The sequence below is a fragment of the Corallococcus praedator genome, assembly GCF_003612125.1.
In the GTDB taxonomy this organism is placed as follows: domain Bacteria; phylum Myxococcota; class Myxococcia; order Myxococcales; family Myxococcaceae; genus Corallococcus; species Corallococcus praedator.
In genome coordinates this window covers 1-16,115 of record NZ_RAWI01000009.1, presented here as the reverse complement: position 1 = coordinate 16,115, position 16,115 = coordinate 1, and the positions used below count along the sequence as shown (strand labels likewise).

Sequence of the window (16,115 nt, the reverse complement as noted above, 5' to 3'; positions counted from 1 at the left end):
TCAACACCAATCCATGACAACAACTTTCAGGGTGGGGTCTTCATCGAACAGCACAGCTTTATGCGCGGCGCTTCGCACGCCAATGACGAAGTTGTACCCGCAGTCCCTTGCGAGCTTGGCTTCGCGCCTCAGCTCAGGCAGCTTCATCCTGACAAAGAACCTTTGAGAGCGTAGCGGCTGTCTTTCAAAGTCATCCGTCTTGACATCCCACAGCGTGCGAGTGGTGAGCACCAGTCCGTCGAAGTTCTTCCCATTGACGAGCACATCCCAGCCAGGGAAGCTGTTGTTGGGAATCTTGTCAGCGCATTCGTTGTGTGGATCGTTGCCGCCCAAATGTCGCACCGGGACGGGCCTGCACTCGGGAGGGCGCTCGCGCTCCGGTGACTCGGGCGGCACCGGGGGAAACCAGTCCTGCCCCGCTGGTTCGGGCTTCAGCTTGGGCTCGCGTTGGGCGTCAGTTTGCCGGGATGACACCTTCGTTCCTTGTGAGGTTCCTGCTTCCTCGGGGTAGGCGTGACGGAGTTCATATGCATCCAGTGCTTCTTTGATGGCGACGCCGACCACCACCACACCAAGCACGATCACGGCTCCCACGGCAATTTCAGGAGCCGCCAGCACGCAGAACCCGAGTCCCACGGCTGCGGCATCCGCTGAAGCGACAGTGCATCTCCCCGTGGTGTCGTGTAATTCGATCCGATCATGGTCGAGGGTCCGATAGCACTTCTCCATCAGCACGGGCCAAGGCTGGGAAGCCTCACGGACGACACACCGTCCCCCGTCAGCCCACGGCAGCTTCGCCGCTCGCTGGAGGTTGGCGATCCTCGGATTCCGGGGCGCGCGCTCTCTTGGGCTCGGTGCCGGCGTGGCGCACGCCGAAAGGAAAAGTAGGAGTGCGGCGCAGGCGCGGAGTCGCATGGTCACGTCCTTTCAGCCGAGCCAGCGAGTTGCGAGGCAATGCTGGCCGCATGTGGAGCATGCCAGCATCCGAGAATCGCTGGGATACCCGGAACGTACCGGGGCGCGGTGGGACGTGAACATGAAGCGCCCATGCCTACTTGCTGCTCGTTTCCGCGTACAACACGAACCCATCGACGGGCATGGGTGCATGCGGGATGAGCGTCTCCACGAGAAAGAGGTTGTCACAGTGTCTGGCGTTCGGTCCGCCAAACACGGTCTGGATGGCTGGCTCCACGCACCCTTCAGCGGGAAGAAACGCGCTGCCAAACTGAGCGAGCCGGCGAACGATGTGCGCGGGATGTACGCACCACTCATGGCTCTCGGGGTCGATTCGGGTGCCTAGCTGGCCGAGCCATCGCACGAGATCCGCCCGCTGTGACTCACGAAGTTTGTCGAAGTCCGTCAGAGGGGAGTTGGCACGGGAGGGATAGAGCCATCCGGTAACACGCGCCTCCGGCATTGCCGACTCTGCCCATGCGGCCACTGCTGATGGATCGATGATGCGAAATTGTGTCTCCAAACGATCCATCGGCGGTTCGCTGTTCCAATAGCGTGTTAAATCCTGACCCACGAACCCCGAGAGTTCGACGCGCCCACCAGCATCCACCTCCATCAGGAACTCTGGGGTGCTGTCATAGATGTTGTACTGAAAGGCGGGCACGCCCAGGCGCGAGGAGAGGCGTGCGAGCAGCGGCGGGGTTCCCTGCATCAGGAGTTCGAAGGGGGCGGTGCGCAGGACGGTCCACCCGGGAGCTCCGCGAAAACCCGCCAGGCCCCAGCGCTGCACCTCGTCACCGAGCCCGTACTGCATGCGGTCATGCCGTTCCCGGGTGCGCGGCTTGGGTGTCATCAATTGCCGCCCCTCCTCCACCAACAAGCGTGAGAGTTCTCTCTCTACCCGGGCGATATCCGCACACTGGATGAAGGCCACGTTCAGCCACGTTCCCATGAACGATGAGCCTGCCACGTGAGGCGAGGACGGTCGACGAGAAGTCCGGAGCTCCTCCGCGGCTTGAACGAGGATCGAACTCTCGTTTGCGTCGCGAACTGGAGGCGATGAGCGACGGCCGATCTTCAGAAAGCGCGCATGGGTGTCAAGGACCAGGGGCATGGACCGAGAGCGACGCCACGGCGGGGCCCTGGAAAGCTCTCAGCGACGGAGCACGATTCTCGATGGGTCTCATGCTGCGCGTCGTGCGGTGACGGCGCGCAGCACGGGGCTGGGAGTGACCCGTGCCGTGCGTGTCGTGCACGTTGGCCGCCAGCACCGACTCATCGAGAGGCAGGCCGTGGGCCTCTACTGACCGAAGAAGTGCACGAGCCGGGGATCGAACCCGGACGACCCTTGCGAGTCAGCGGATTTTAAGTCCGCTGCGTCTGCCAATTCCGCCACTCGTGCGCCGACGACTCCACGACCCTACCTCACCTATAGCGGCTTCGCACTCTCCTGGAAAAGCGTGGTCAGAACCTCGAAGGAGCCAGTCCTCCCGAGCAACTGAACCCGCGCTGCGCCCAGAGAGTGCTCGAGGGTCAGGCCCTCGCCTAGTGGGAACTCTTCGCTCAGCCCCTGCGTCGCACAAGATTCAGACCCAAAGGCCCAGGTGGGGATGCACCCATTCGACCGGCCCATCGGCATGGGCCACTTGAAATACCTGATGGGTTTATTGATAGTAGACCTTTATTTGCAAGATCCAGGGCTTCCGAAGCCAAGGTCACGCCAAGGAGCGGGGTAATCCCGGGCCACTGTCCTGATGCACGGCCCTTGTTCTTCCTGGAGGTCAAACATGACCGAAGACAGAACGCCGACCGACGACCCGCTGAGCGGGGACGCGACACCAGAGATCTCTTCCGAACTGGATCGTGCGCATCCCCGGATCCGGTTCACGGTGGAGACCACCCGGTACGAAACCATCCGCGTGTTGGACCGCCGGAGCAACGGGGAGGTGGTGCTCCTGGCTGAGCGTCACCTGCCCCATGGCCTCGCCGGTTGGGTCACCATCAAGCGCCTGCGCAACCCGGCGACGTTCGAGCGGTGCCAGCGGCTCATCGAGGAGGTCCAGCTCGCCTTCCGCCTGCACCACCCCGCCATTGCCCAGGTCCATCACCTGAAGATCCACTCCGACTCGCCACACATCATCGCGGAGCACGTGGACGGACCTTCGCTGGACACCCTCATCAGCCTCGCCACGATGCGGGAGAAACCGCTCTCCGCGCCCTTCGCCCTCTACATCGCCGCCGAGGTGGCCGACGCCCTCCACCATGCGCACACGCTGAAGGACGAGGAGCACCGACCGCTGGGCATCATTCACCGCGACGTGGCCCCTCGGAACATCCGCGTGGCGAGGAGCGGTGAAGCGAAGGTGACGCACTTCGGTGCCGCCTACTCGCGCATGGTGGGCCGGGAGGAAACGCCGGACCTCCTGCTCAAGGGCGACGTGGCATACGCCTCGCCCGAGTACCTGCACCGGAAGCCGATGGATGGCCGGTCCGACATCTTTTCGCTAGGCCTCGTCTTGTTGGAGATGCTGACGAACAAGCATCTCTTCGACATGGAGGACGCGACGGCCCCTGTTTCAATCCCGGGCGTGATGACGGAGGAGCTGCCCTCGGTGCCCTTCACGCAGATGATGGCGCTCGTCAACCGCTACGGCCCCGAGGACGTGGAACGCGCGGTGGCGGGGCTCCCGGACATGCTCAAGGCTATCCTGCACAAGGCCCTCCAACGCAAACCCTCCGAGCGCTACGCCACGGCCGCCCAGATGCGCGACGCGCTTCGGGGGGCACTCGCGGTGGAGTCCCCACGCTTCGAGCGACAGGAGGCCAGCGAGGAGCTGGCACGGCTGCTGTCGGAGGCGTCCGTCCTGCGCGACCGCGTGGAGCTGGACGAGGAAGGCTTCTTCCCCGAGGGCCTGGACGCCGACGACGTGGTGACACCTTCGCCCGACACGAAGTGAGCCCAGGCGCTCACGCCTCCGTTGAAGCACGCGGGCCCAGAGGCGGGTCCGCGTCGTTTCAACGCAACAACACCTGGGCCACCGTCACGAGGGCGTCGAGCTGGTCCTCGTCCATCTTGCGCGCGAGCCCCGTGAGCTGGCGCAACTTTGGCGTCCCGACCTGCCCTCGCTCACTCCTGGCCGCTTTCGAGGCCTCCTCCGGGCTCACGTTCCCCAGCAACTCGTCCGAGGAGATGCGCAGCACGGAGCACATCCGCAACAGGGTCTGGACGCTGGGCAGCATCTTCCCGCGCTCCAGGCGGCTGTAGACCATGTGCGCGAGGCCCAGCTTCTCGGCCACCTCCGCCTGCGTGAGCCCAAGGTGCGTCCGGGCCTCTCGGGCCGCGCCTCCAATGATGCTCGCCAGCGCTTCGTTCATGTGTCGGGGTACCAGGAACCGCGAGAACCAGGTCTGGCGCGGCCGGGGGGCCGCACCGCAGCGCCCCCTTCCTGCCGCATCCTGGCGGCCGTGTCGATGCGCGACTGGCGCCACGCACGCGCACGGCACCACACCTACTGGCCAGCCCCGTCGGGTGCGTGGACCTTCAAGGCCTTGCCGCTCAGGATGAAGTCGACAGAGACACGAAGGACCCCACCGAGCGCCACCAACGTGGGAACGCTGGGCAGCAACCGGCCCCGCTCCAGACGGCTGAACACCAGCGCCGGTACGTGGATGGCCTGGGCCACCTGGGCCTGCGTGAGGCCCGCACGATGCCGGGCGGCACGGACGTGGGTTCCAATCCGTTCAGAGAGCTTCGCGGGCATGGGCGAACCTGGGGGAAAGAGGAAGATGCCGCATGGACGGCAACCCCAGCATAGGGGTCATTGGGTATACTTCGAGTATCCGCTTTGGGTTTATCCTTCCCATGCACTCCTGGACGGATGGAACTCGCACGAGTTCCGCTGACCGTCGAGAGGCGGGCCCTCTCGTACTCTGGCACCAGCGATGAAGGTCGAGGTCATGTCCAGGAGCACCGAGCGCACCTCCACAGGAGACGCCTCTTGAGCCACCGTCGGCATCCCGTCGTGCCCTTGGGCACGGATATCGGCGGGCACACGGTCGAGGCGAAGCTGGGGGCTGGAGGCTTCGGTGCTGTGTACCGCACGCGGCGCGGAGGACGGAGCTACGCGCTCAAACTCATTCCGCTTTGGGGACTGGCCGAGTGGGCGGAGCGCGAGGTGGCCATCCTCCTGCGGCTGAAGCATTCCAATCTGGTGCGCATCCGTGGGCACGGGCAGTGGCCGGATGAATCTCCCCATTCCTTCTTCATCGTCATGGACTTCGTGGAGGGACGCCGCCTGGACGTGTGGGCCCGGGAGGAGAACCCCTCGGGCCGTGAAGTCCTGCTCCAGATGCTCGGCGTGGCACGGGGACTGGGCGCGGCACACCGAGCGAAGGTGGTGCATCGGGATTTGAAAGAGAGCAACATCGTCGTCCGCGCCTCGGATGGAGAGGCGGTGGTGGTGGACTTCGGCGCGGGCGGGTACGAGAGCGCCCCCCGCATCACCGGCGGCGTGCTGCCACCGGGCACTCCGGAGTACCGCGCCCCCGAGGCCTGGCGCTTCCAGCAGGAGCACGGAGACGAGCCCGGCCGCTCGTACCAACCCCGCCCCTCGGACGACCTGTACGCGCTGGGCGTCGTGATCTATTGGCTCCTGACGGGCAAGCAGCCCTTCCTGCCGGATGAGGCCGAGGGGGTGGAGGCCGTCCTCAACCGCGCCCCCAAACCGCCCCATGTGCTCAACCCGCGCGTCCCCGAGGCCCTGAGTGCCGTGTGCATGCGCCTTCTGGCCAAGGAGCCCGAGGAGCGCCATTCGGACGCCGAAGCGCTATGCGCGGAGCTGGAGGCCCTGCTGGCCCAGGCGGACGAGTTCTGGGACGTGAAGCTATGCGACGCCTATGGCCCGGACACCGCTACGACGATCGCGGAGGTGCCGCACGCGGGCGAAGACGAGTTGGTGCAGTGGCTGAAGAAGCGCAAGGCCCGTCCTCGCCGGGGGCCACGTCCGCCAACGGAAGATGCCGCGCACGATCCGGAGTCAAGCGCAGCGGCCATTCAGGCCGAGCTGCCACCTCCACTTCCCGCTCGCCCTGCCCCGCCGCACGCGACGCCCCAGGCACGAGCCGGTCACTTCAATGCCCTTCGAGTGGCGACCTGGATCGGCCTGCTCGTGGTCTTGAATGTGTGCGCGCTGGTGATCGAGCGCGACCTGCGGCCCTCCCCTGATCTGGCCGCACGTCACGGACTGGAGCCTCATCTCGATGTGGCCGTGGACTCACCACCCGCATCTCCCGGGTTCGACCTCGCGCCCTGGGCTCCCGACCAGGAAGTGGCGGCACCCTGGCTGCCACTGGAAGCTCACGCGGCCGCAGCCGCGCGCGATGGCGCACCCACCCTTGCGGCCGTCGCCATTCCCGCGACGTTCTCCCAGGAGAAGGCTTCCGTGAAGATGAAGAAGAACACCGGCATGTTCCCCGAGCCAGAGCCGCAGCGCCTCCGGGGCGGAGCCGTTGGCAAGGCGCTCGGCCTGGGCGTCGCGGCCTGCATGGCGATGGCCTGCCCTGGCCCCCAGGTGCGCCCGACGCCCCCTCCGGAGGACTGCCCTCCAGGGGCCGTTGAGGCCATGGAAGAACTTGGCCTTTTCACCCGAGAGAAGCCTACAGCCACCTTCGACCTGCGTCCCCAAGACGCCAGAAACATCAAGGTCCGCGAGGGCACGACCACGGTTCGCATGGTGGATGATTGGGGACGCATGCCGCCGGGGACCCTGTTCTCCGGGCAGCTCCTCGTCGGCCCGGAGCGGGTCTACGGACGGCTCACCGAGGCGCGTACTCCCAAGAATGAGCGCATCCCCGTCTGCGTGCAGTTCGTTGACGACGAGGGCGGCCGTATTGGACTCCAAAAGAGAGGGTTCACCAGTGATTCCGGCGCTGCCTTCGTCTACTCCACCCTGGATTTGAAGGCCGTGCGCCGCTTCGAGTGAGGACCGGACGTGCCCGCGTCGCCCATCGCCTTTCTATTGGTGGTCATGCTCGCGTCTGGAGCCGCGACCGCCCAACCCCATCCCATGGCCTCGGGTCTCGGGGTACGTCACATCGAGATCCCGACCGAGAGCACCGAGGCGACGCCGACGCCCGAGGTCCAGATAAGCCCGCGCATGTCCACCACGTTCGAGTTCGACTCCGCCCTCGACCCGGCGAAGGTCGTGCTCGAAGGTGAAAAGCGCTTCTCGCTCGTGGACCTCGGGCGAAGCACGCTCCGGCTGGTGCCCTCGGAGCAGATCCTGCCCGGCGAGCGCCTGCGGCTGACGGTACGCTTCCAGGACGGTTCGGTTCCCCTCGGTGCGGCCTTCGTGCTCGTCGCCCACCCCGCTCGCACCGAGCGTGTCGTCGAGGTGTGGCGCCAGCCGCGCACGGCGGAGTCCTACCAGCAGGAGGCTAAGGAGGCCCGGGCGGAGACCCAGCAGTTCCAGGAGGAGAACGCGAGGCTGAGGGCGGAGCAGAAGGGACCGGGCGGCATCGCGGGCCTCCTGGCCAACGGCGTCATTGAAGGTGAGGAGGGCGTCGATGCGAAGCGCCTCCTCGTCAACACGGAGGTCCGTCAGCATCCCAGCAATGCCCTCCGGACACTGCGGGCATGGAGCTATCGCGCCCCTGTCCGAGTGGCCGTGGCGGTGCAGTTGGAGAACCCGGACGCCGAGCACCCCTGGACGGCGGAAGGTGCATCGCTGGTGAGCAGGACGGGCGCACCCCTGAAAATTCTGACGCTCTGGCAGAAGGCCCCCATCTCTCGCTATCCGTCCGGCCGCGTCGTAGTTGAAGCGGAAGCAACGCCGGACGCTGCGTTGGGGCCGTTCACCCTCAAGCTGTGGGGCTCGGGCGGGCTCCGCACGATCACGCTCTCCGGCGTGACGTTCCCGTAGGGGCAGTTCGCATCGCATGACGAGCTACTTCACGAGCAGAAGTGGCAACACGAGCAGTATTCCGTAGAGCGCTCCCCTCGTGTAGAAGCACACTATGCCCATCCAGGACGCTCGGCTTCGTGAATTGAAGTTCCTCACCATGCTGGAACAGGCCGGTGACCGGATTGTGTACACGCCCACAACAGATGATTCGGTCGAGAGCCAAATGGTCGTGCATCTGCTCCAATCTGTACTCGTGAACGATGTCGGCCATTACGCTTTTGATGGACACGCGCTCCACGCGGTTCAAGAGGCAGAGGTCAATCGGCTGCGTGATATAGGGAGTGTCCTCGCGGGCCGAAAGGTCGTACTTGGCATCACCCACAAAGGACGCGTTCGGCGCGCGGAACTCGAAGAGACTATTCAAACCGGGCGAGATCGAGATCCGACGGGGCTCGCAATCGCGAGAAAGTACCTTGAGCGGGATATTTCCGTCGCGCTACTCCATGCCTCGGCGGAATCCCCTGTCTGCGTAGCCTTGCTCGATATGAATGGGCTCAAAGCTATCAACGACGATGCGAAGAACCACGCGATTGGCGATGCTGCCATACGGGCGTACCTGCAAGTCATCGTCAGCCGTCTTGATACTGGCTGGGATGCTTATCGTGGCGAAGGCGGCGATGAGGTCACCCTGATCATGCGCTCCGTATCCATTGATGCGGCAACTCGCACGCTCCAGGGTGTACTTCAGCAACTCCAGCGCGAGACCATCCGGGTTTCCGACGCTGATCGCCCCCTCAGCGCATCGTGTGGCATTGTAGCGGCCACAAGTTCCAAGACCGATCCTGGTGCTCTCCTCAGTCGTGTAGAGGCGGCACAGTATCGAGCAAAGGCTCTCTCTCGCCGTCCTGGGCGACCGTCAACCCTAGCGGTTGAGGACGGTGAGGCGACGGTTATTGCCGCGACACCTAATGAATGACCGCTGTCTACAGGAGTCGAACCGAACTCTATAGTCATGGTTTCCCTCCACATTCCCTGGGTTGTGCTGATCGCGCGCCGATGAAAGCGCGCAGCCAACGCAGCAGTTGGGCTTGGGCAGGAACGCATGCGCGGACGAGGACGAGAATCAGTCCCCCAAGCAATTTGGAAAGCTCCGCGATCTGAAGTCACTATCAGGTGCAGGACCTACAAACGGCACATGGAGAATGCCCGTATCGGTACCCACTCCGTACCCACGGCGGGTGGACGCCACCGGACTCCAGCGGACGCGAACCAGGGCCTCTTCGAGGGGACGCGCAAACCCCCGAAGGCGCTTGATGATTTTAAGTCCGCTGCGTCTGCCAATTCCGCCACTCGTGCGCCAACAACGCTGAACCCTACCTGAAGGGGATCAGCGCCACCAGCGCGAGCACGCCCCCCCGGAGAACGACGCGTTCACCCGCAGTGGCACCGCGCGGCTACAGAAACATCTCACTCCTGCCATAGAGTCGCTCGCAGGGCAGTTCACGCTCGCGGCAGTGCTTGACCAGACGGTCGGACTCGATGATCTGGATCGACTCCGGGGTGTACGCCAGCCCGAGCACGTGCCGCAGCCAGGGCTCCTGGGCCATGGCGTAGACCCAGACCGAACGCGGATTGAACTGCTTCACCAGGGATGCCGCCTGCTCGAAGCCGGAGCCATTGAGCCGCCGCGCCTGGTCCATCTTGCGCGTGAGGGGACGCAGCATCAGGGGCCCATACACCCAGCTTCCCGGCGCGCCCTCGCACTCCATCCCCACGAACATCATGTCCACGTCGCCCACCCAGCGATGGACGTGCGCGTAGATCTCCGGCTCCATGTTGCGCGAGTCCGCCGCGAACAACACGCTGCGGCCCCCCATGCTGACGATGTAGCCCGTCTTGGCGCGGATCAGCAGGTCGCCATGCTCACCCAGGAACGGCAGGGCCATGATGCTGCCCCCCGGGATGTCGAGCGTCTGCAGGTCGTCCACCGCCACCACGTTCCGGAACCCCAGGTGCTCCAGCGTCAGCTTCAGGGAGGGGTCCAACAGGCTGCCGCTGTCGTTGCGAGGCACCAGCACCGTCTTCACCCGGTGACGCAGGTGGAGCAGGGTTTCAATCTGCGCGTGGTCCTGGTGGTTGTGCGTGATGAGCACGTAGTCCAGCGTCTCCGGCAGGTCAGAGAACGAATACCGGTCGATGCCCCCCGCGTCGTCGTAGCTGATGATGGGATCGGTGATGACGCTGACGCCGCCCGCCTCCATCAACACGCACGCGTGGCCGAAGTAGCGCACGCGCACCTGTTCGCCTCGGTAGGGCTCCGACACGCGGCTCTCACACGTGTCCGTCACCAGCGCGTCCAGGAGCGGCACCTGCGCAGCGGTGAGGTGAAGCGAATCGCGCAGCGTCCCCAGTGACGTCGCCGTCCACTTCGCCCGCACCAGCGCGTCAATGGCCGGACTGTCCAGCGTGAGGGACACGTGCAGGCGCGTGGGGTCCTCCAGCCGGGGCGTGCTCAGCATGAAGGGACGGCCATCCGCGCCGGACTCGAACAGCTCCAGGGCCTGGGCCCCGCGGTTGTAGAAGGGGCTGCGGTACAGCAGCGCTTCGAAGAGGCGGAAGGTGGGGCGGTTCTCCTGATCGTAGAAGAGCTCCACGTAGCCCCTCAGGGGCGCGGGGACGCGGGCATAGAGCGACTCCAGCGACAGCCCCTGCCCTTCCTTCGCCAGGAGCGCGTCCAGCCCCTTCAGGGCCTCCACCAGCTCCAGCGGTTTCGCCTGCGTGACGAGCGTGCGCTCCAGCAGCGCGGCCACCCGGTCCGACTGATCCACGGGACAGTCCAGGAACGGGCCGCCCATCATCTGCGGATCCTTCGCCGCGTCCTCGTGAACCTCCGGGTTCGCGAGGAAGGACTTCATGATCTTCACGTGGTTCGCCACGTTCAACGCCGCCGTCGCCGGCGAGATGAGGTGCGTCCACGCGTACCAATGGTTGAACAGCGGATCGAGCACCACGTTCCGCTTCAAGAAGACCTGTCGATCCACACTCACCACGAACCTCCTCGGCTTCCGGGCCTTACCCGGCAGGGGCCCCGTCGTCCGCACACCGAGCAAGAGCGGGCGAGTGGAAAACTCCACACGCACTGGCAGTCGCAGTCGTGAAGCCGAGGCGGCCGGCATGCTCACCAGGAACTGCAACAAATGCAAGACGCGCCAGACGTGATGCCCCTGATCATGCGCGCTTGTTACAGCATCTCCGTTGAGTCATAGAGTGCCCGTCTCACTGGCTAATCCGAGCATGGCCAGCTCCAGCTTTTCAATTTGCAACCGGGTTGCTGATGCACTCCAAGAACACGCTTCTCCCCCCTGGATCCGCTGCTTCTTCGCTCGTTGAACTCCTGAGACAGGCTGCGGCGGAGAGGGCGGATCAGCGGCTGTACACGTTCCTGGGGGAAGCGGGCGAGGACGAGGCGACGCTGACATACGGCGCGCTCGACGTCCGGGCGCGTCAGATTGGTGCTGCATTGCAGCAAAGGGTGGCGCCCGGAACACGCGCGTTGCTGCTCTACCCGCCCGGCCCGGAGTACATCGCGGGCTTCTTTGGCTGCCTCTACGCCGGGCTCGTCGCGGTGCCCGCCTATCCTCCCGATCCCACGCGGCTGGAGCGGACCGTTCCCCGGTTGCGAGCCATCATCGAGGATGCGCGCGCGGAGGTGGTGCTCACCACCGACTTCATCGCGTCGATGGGCGAGTTCCTCTTCGAGCAGGCGCCGGAGTTGCGCGCCCTGCACTGGATGGCGACGGACGCGCTGCCGCCGGAGGCCGCGGGGGCCTGGAGGCCGCCTGTCGTGGGGACCGACAGCCTCGCGTTCCTCCAGTACACGTCGGGCTCCACGGGCGCTCCGAAGGGCGTGCGACTGAGTCACGGCAACCTGCTGCACAACCTGGCGTCGATCTCCCGGGCGTTCCAGACGCGTCCGGACAGCACGGGCGTCATCTGGCTGCCGCCGTACCACGACATGGGCCTCATCGGCGGCATCCTGGAGCCGCTCTACCAGGGCTTCCACACGGCGCTGATGTCGCCGCTCACGTTCTTGCGTCAGCCGCTGCGCTGGCTGGAGGCGGTGTCTCGCTTCGGGGGCACCATCAGCGGCGGTCCGAACTTCGCGTTCGACCTCTGCGTGCGGAAGATTGCCCCGGAGCTCCGCAGCACGCTGGACCTGAGCCGCTGGGAGGTCGCGTTCTGCGGCGCGGAGCCCATCCGCGCGGAGACGTTGGACCGGTTCGCGGAGGCGTTCGCGCCCAGCGGGTTCCGTCGTGAGGCGTTCTATCCCTGCTACGGACTCGCGGAGGGCACGCTCATCGTCTCCGGTGGGGCGAAGAGCGCCGTGCCCGTGCTCCGTTCGCTGGAGACGGCGGCGCTGGAGCAGCATCGCGCGGTCCCCGCCGCGGAGGGTGCCCCGGGCGCGCGGACCTTCGTCGGGTCCGGCGGTTCGCTGCCTGATCAGGAGATCGTGATCGTTGATCCGGAGACCCGGTCGCGCCTTGAGCCCGGCGCGGTGGGTGAAATCTGGGTCGCGGGCCCGAGCATCGCGCAGGGGTACTGGGAGCGTCCGGAAGAGACGGCCCAGACGTTCGGGGCGCGGCTCGCGGGGGAGGATACGCGGACGTTCCTGCGCACCGGCGACCTGGGCGTGCTGCTGGACGGCGAGCTGTTCGTCACCGGCCGCCGCAAGGACCTGATCATCCTCCGGGGACGCAACCACTACCCGCAGGACCTGGAGCTCACCGTCGAGCAGACCCACCCGGCGCTCCGGCCGGGTTGTGGCGCCGCGTTCGCCGTCGACGTGGACGGCGAGGAACGGCTCGTCGTCGCGCAGGAGGTGGATGCGCGCAAGCACGGGGATCTGGACGAACTCATGGGCCAGTTGCGGCAGCGGTTGGCGGAACGGCATGAGGTGCGGCCCCATGCGCTCGTCCTGCTGGAAGCGGGCGCGCTGCCGAAGACTTCCAGTGGCAAGGTGCAGCGGCGGGCGTCGCGCTCGGCGTTCCTCGCGGGCGAGCTGCCCTCGGTGCGGGTCTGGCGGGAGGCCGACGACGCGGGGACGGACCCCGTGCCCGAAGCGTCCGAGCCCGACGCGGTTCCGGTCGCGCAGGGCGATGCTGTGGAGTCCTGGCTGCGGGCGCGGCTGGCGGCACGGGCCCACGTGCGGCCGGAGCAGGTGGACGCGGAGGAGCCCATCACCCGGCTGGGATTGGATTCGTTGGGGGCCGCGGAGCTGGCGAACGACATCGAGCAGGGATGGGGCGCCGTGCTTCCGCTGGAAGCCCTGCTGCGGGGACCGAGCCTTCGGGAGCTGACCGCCCTGGTGCGGACGCGGCGCGAGGCCGGGCTTCCCCCGCTGCTCCCCGTGGCTCGCACGGAGGCCCTGGCGCTGTCGTTCGCGCAGCAGCGACTGTGGTTCCTGGACCAGTTGGATCCGAGCAGTTCGCTCTACAACCTGGCGGTAGCGCTTCGGCTCGAAGGGTGGCTCAACGTCGCGGCGCTGGAGCGTGCCTTCGAGGAGGTCCTTCGTCGCCACGAAGCGCTGCGCACCACGTTCGTCGTGTCCGACGGCGGGCCGACCCAGATCATCTCACCGGAAGGCGCCTTCACCTTGTCCGTGGTGGAGGTGGAGGGCTCCGAAGCCGACCTGCTCCGTCAGGCCGAAGCGGCGGCTCGCGATCCCTTCAACCTCGAACGGGGACCGCTGCTGCGGGCCGTGCTGCTGCGGAACGCGTCGCGGGGCGATGTGCTGGTGGTGACCGTGCATCACATCGTCTTCGACGGCGCGTCGATGGGGGTGATGATCCGGGAGGTGTCGGCGCTGTACGCGACGTTCGCGCAGGGCCTCAAGTCTCCGCTGCCGGCCCTGCCAATTCAGTATGCGGACTTCGCCGCGTGGCAGCGTCAGGCCTTGCGCGGTGAAGCGCTGGAGGCACAGCTCTCGTGGTGGCGTCAGGAATTGGAGGGCGCGCCCCAATCCCTCTCGCTTCCCACCGACTTCCCCCGCCCCTCCGTCCAGTCCTTCCGCGGCTCGAGCCTTCGCGTCCACGTACCCCGGGCCCTGGCCCAGGCCGTTGAAGCCCTCAGCCTTCGTGAAGGCGTCACGCCCTTCATGACGCTGCTGGCTTCCTTCCAGCTGCTGCTTCACCGCTACAGCGCCCAGGACGACTTCTGCGTCGGCGCCCCCATCGCGGGCCGCAACCGCTCCTCCCTCGAAGGCCTCATCGGCTTCTTCGTCAACACCCTCGTCCACCGCGCCCGCTTCTCCGGCAACCCTTCCTTCCTCTCCCACCTGGCCCGGGTGAAGCACTCCGCCCTTGGCGCCTTCGCCCACCAGGACGTCCCCTTCGAGAAGCTCGTCGAAGCCCTCCAGCCGGAGCGGGATTTGGGCCGCACGCCCCTCTTCCAGGTGATGTTCACCCTCCAGCCCGACGCCCTTCCCCAGCTGGCGCTGCCGGGCCTCGTCGTCCACCCCCTGGAGCTGCACTCCGCCACTTCCAAGTTCGACCTTGGCCTGTCCCTGACTCGCACCCCGGACGGCTTCGTCGGCGCCTTCGAATTCAGCACCGACCTCTTCGAAGCCTCCACCGTCCAGCGCCTCTCCGGCCACCTGCTGACGTTGCTGGAGTCCGTCGTCGCCCGTCCCGAGGCTCCCATCGGTGAGTTGTCATTGCTCTCCGCCGAGGACAAGCACCGCGTCCTCGTGGAGTGGAACGACACCGCGCGGCCCTACCCCAGCGACGCCTCCATCCCCGAAGTCTTCGCCGCCCAGGTCGCCCTCTTCCCAGACGCCATCGCCGTCGAATTCGGTGAGCAGCGATTGACGTACCGCCAGCTCGACGCGCTCTCCAACCAGCTCTCGCGGGTGCTGGTGCAGCGCGGCGTCGGCCCCGACTCGCCCGTGGCGCTCTGCCTGGAGCGCTCCCTGGAGCTCGTCGTCTCCCTCGTCGCCATCCTCAAGGCCGGCGGCGCCTACCTTCCTCTCGACGCGTCCTACCCCCGCCAGCGCCTCGCCTTCATGCTGGAGGACGTCCCGCCCCAGCTCCTCCTCACCTCCCGAGAGCTGCTGCCTTCACTGCCCACCGAAGGCATTGAAGTGCTCCTCATCGAGGACGTAGCCCCAACGCTTCCGCTTCAGTCCGAGGCACCGCTCCGCGTCGGTATTCACCCGGAGCACCTCGCCTATATCGACTTCACCTCCGGCTCCACGGGCCGCCCCAAGCCCGTCGGCACCACCCACCGCGCCGTCCTTCGCACCGTGCGCGGTGTCGACTACGCACGCCTCGGCCCCGGCGAGTCCTTCCTCCTCATCGCCCCCATCTCCTTCGACGCCTCCACCCTCGAAGTCTGGGGCCCCCTCCTCAACGGCTCCCGCCTCGTCGTCTTCCCGCCCCACTCTCCCAGTGACGTCCCGGAGCTGGTCCGCGTCCTCAACCACCACCGCGTCTCCACCCTCCACCTCACCGCCGGCCTCTTCTCTCAAGTCATCGACTCCCACCTCGACGGCCTGCGCCACCTGCGCCAGCTGCTCACCGGCGGCGACGTCGTCTCCTCCGCCCACTTCCAGCGCGCTCTCGACGCCCTGCGCATCCCCGTCACCGCCTGCTACGGGCCCACCGAGTCCACCCTCTTCGCCTCCACCTGGACGGCCTCGCCCCCCGCTTCCGTCGGGCCCTCCGTCCCCATTGGCAGGCCTCTCGCCAATACCCAGCTCTTCCTCCTCGACGCCTACCTCCAGCCCGTCCCTCCCGGCCTCCCAGGCGAAGTCTTCCTCGCCGGTGACGGCCTCGCGCGCGGCTACCTCGCCAATCCCTCTCTTTCCGCCGAGCGCTTCCTCCCCAATCCCTTCGCCTCCTCGCCCGGCGCTCGCATGTACCGCACCGGCGATTTGGCCCGGCACCGCCTCGACGGCACCCTCGACTTCCTCGGCCGCCTCGACTCCCAGGTGAAGGTGCGCGGCTTCCGCGTTGAAATCGCTGAAGTCGAATCCGCCCTCCTCGCCCACCCCGACGTGCGCGAGGCCGTTGTCATCGCCCGTGAGGACTCTCCGGGCCTCAAGCGCCTCGTCGCCTACTTCACCTCCGACGCCCCGCCCTCCACCGAGGCCCTTCGCTCCTTCCTCGCCTCGCGGCTGCCGGACTACATGCTGCCCGCCGCCTTCCTTCACCTCGCGGCGCTCCCCCTCACCGCCAACGCCAAGCTCGACCGCAAGGCCCT

General features: G+C 66.6%; 10 protein-coding genes and 1 tRNA gene. 5 read left to right on the top strand and 6 right to left on the bottom strand.

All coding sequences use genetic code 11. The annotated features are described in order from the left end of the window. The 3 genes from D7Y13_RS02260 to D7Y13_RS02250 all read right to left on the bottom strand — a co-directional run bounded on the left by D7Y13_RS02260 (window position 1) and on the right by D7Y13_RS02250 (window position 2,356). A complete protein-coding gene (locus D7Y13_RS02260; RefSeq protein WP_341870391.1) occupies window positions 1-729 on the bottom strand; it encodes a DUF6310 domain-containing protein in 729 nt (242 codons plus the stop codon). 322 nt (window positions 730-1,051) lie between these two features. Next, complete coding sequence (locus D7Y13_RS02255) at window positions 1,052-1,906, bottom strand: hypothetical protein (protein ID WP_120581889.1); 855 nt, start codon at window positions 1,904-1,906, stop codon at window positions 1,052-1,054. A 364-nt stretch (window positions 1,907-2,270) separates the two neighbouring features. Next, window positions 2,271-2,356: transfer RNA gene (locus D7Y13_RS02250), tRNA-Leu, on the bottom strand. Window positions 2,357-2,741: 385 nt separating this feature from the next. On the opposite strand from D7Y13_RS02250, the gene D7Y13_RS02240 reads away from it, so the two are divergent. Beyond that, window positions 2,742-3,911, top strand: a complete 1,170-nt coding sequence (locus tag D7Y13_RS02240) for a serine/threonine-protein kinase (protein ID WP_120581887.1) — start codon at window positions 2,742-2,744, stop codon at window positions 3,909-3,911. A gap of 58 nt (window positions 3,912-3,969) precedes the next feature. Here D7Y13_RS02240 and D7Y13_RS02235 read toward each other — a convergent pair whose 3' ends face one another. Beyond that, on the bottom strand, window positions 3,970-4,329 hold the full coding sequence (locus tag D7Y13_RS02235) for a helix-turn-helix domain-containing protein (RefSeq protein ID WP_120581886.1): 360 nt from the start codon (window positions 4,327-4,329) through the stop codon (window positions 3,970-3,972). Between the two features lie 134 nt (window positions 4,330-4,463). Next, window positions 4,464-4,715 (bottom strand): helix-turn-helix domain-containing protein, encoded by a 252-nt coding sequence (locus D7Y13_RS02230; RefSeq protein WP_233595221.1) that lies wholly within the window; start codon window positions 4,713-4,715, stop codon window positions 4,464-4,466. 237 nt (window positions 4,716-4,952) lie between these two features. On the opposite strand from D7Y13_RS02230, the gene D7Y13_RS02225 reads away from it, so the two are divergent. From D7Y13_RS02225 to D7Y13_RS02215, 3 genes are all read left to right on the top strand, one after another. After that, window positions 4,953-6,935, top strand: a complete 1,983-nt coding sequence (locus D7Y13_RS02225) for a serine/threonine protein kinase (protein ID WP_120581885.1) — start codon at window positions 4,953-4,955, stop codon at window positions 6,933-6,935. A 45-nt stretch (window positions 6,936-6,980) separates the two neighbouring features. Next, window positions 6,981-7,874 carry a DUF2381 family protein gene (locus D7Y13_RS02220; protein WP_244222307.1) on the top strand — a complete coding sequence of 298 codons (894 nt, stop codon included), beginning with the start codon at window positions 6,981-6,983 and terminating at the stop codon, window positions 7,872-7,874. 94 nt (window positions 7,875-7,968) lie between these two features. Next, window positions 7,969-8,832, top strand: a complete 864-nt coding sequence (locus D7Y13_RS02215; RefSeq protein ID WP_120581883.1) for a GGDEF domain-containing protein — start codon at window positions 7,969-7,971, stop codon at window positions 8,830-8,832. A gap of 478 nt (window positions 8,833-9,310) precedes the next feature. Here the strand turns inward: D7Y13_RS02215 and D7Y13_RS02210 are convergent, their stop codons facing one another. Next, the gene (locus D7Y13_RS02210; RefSeq protein ID WP_233595220.1) at window positions 9,311-10,903 is read right to left on the bottom strand and encodes an MBL fold metallo-hydrolase; all 1,593 of its coding nucleotides are present in this window, start codon (window positions 10,901-10,903) and stop codon (window positions 9,311-9,313) included. Window positions 10,904-11,190: 287 nt separating this feature from the next. Here D7Y13_RS02210 and D7Y13_RS02205 point away from each other — a divergent pair. Then, window positions 11,191-16,115 (top strand): non-ribosomal peptide synthetase (locus tag D7Y13_RS02205; protein ID WP_147452418.1); only part of this gene is annotated, 4,925 nt, incomplete at its 3' end.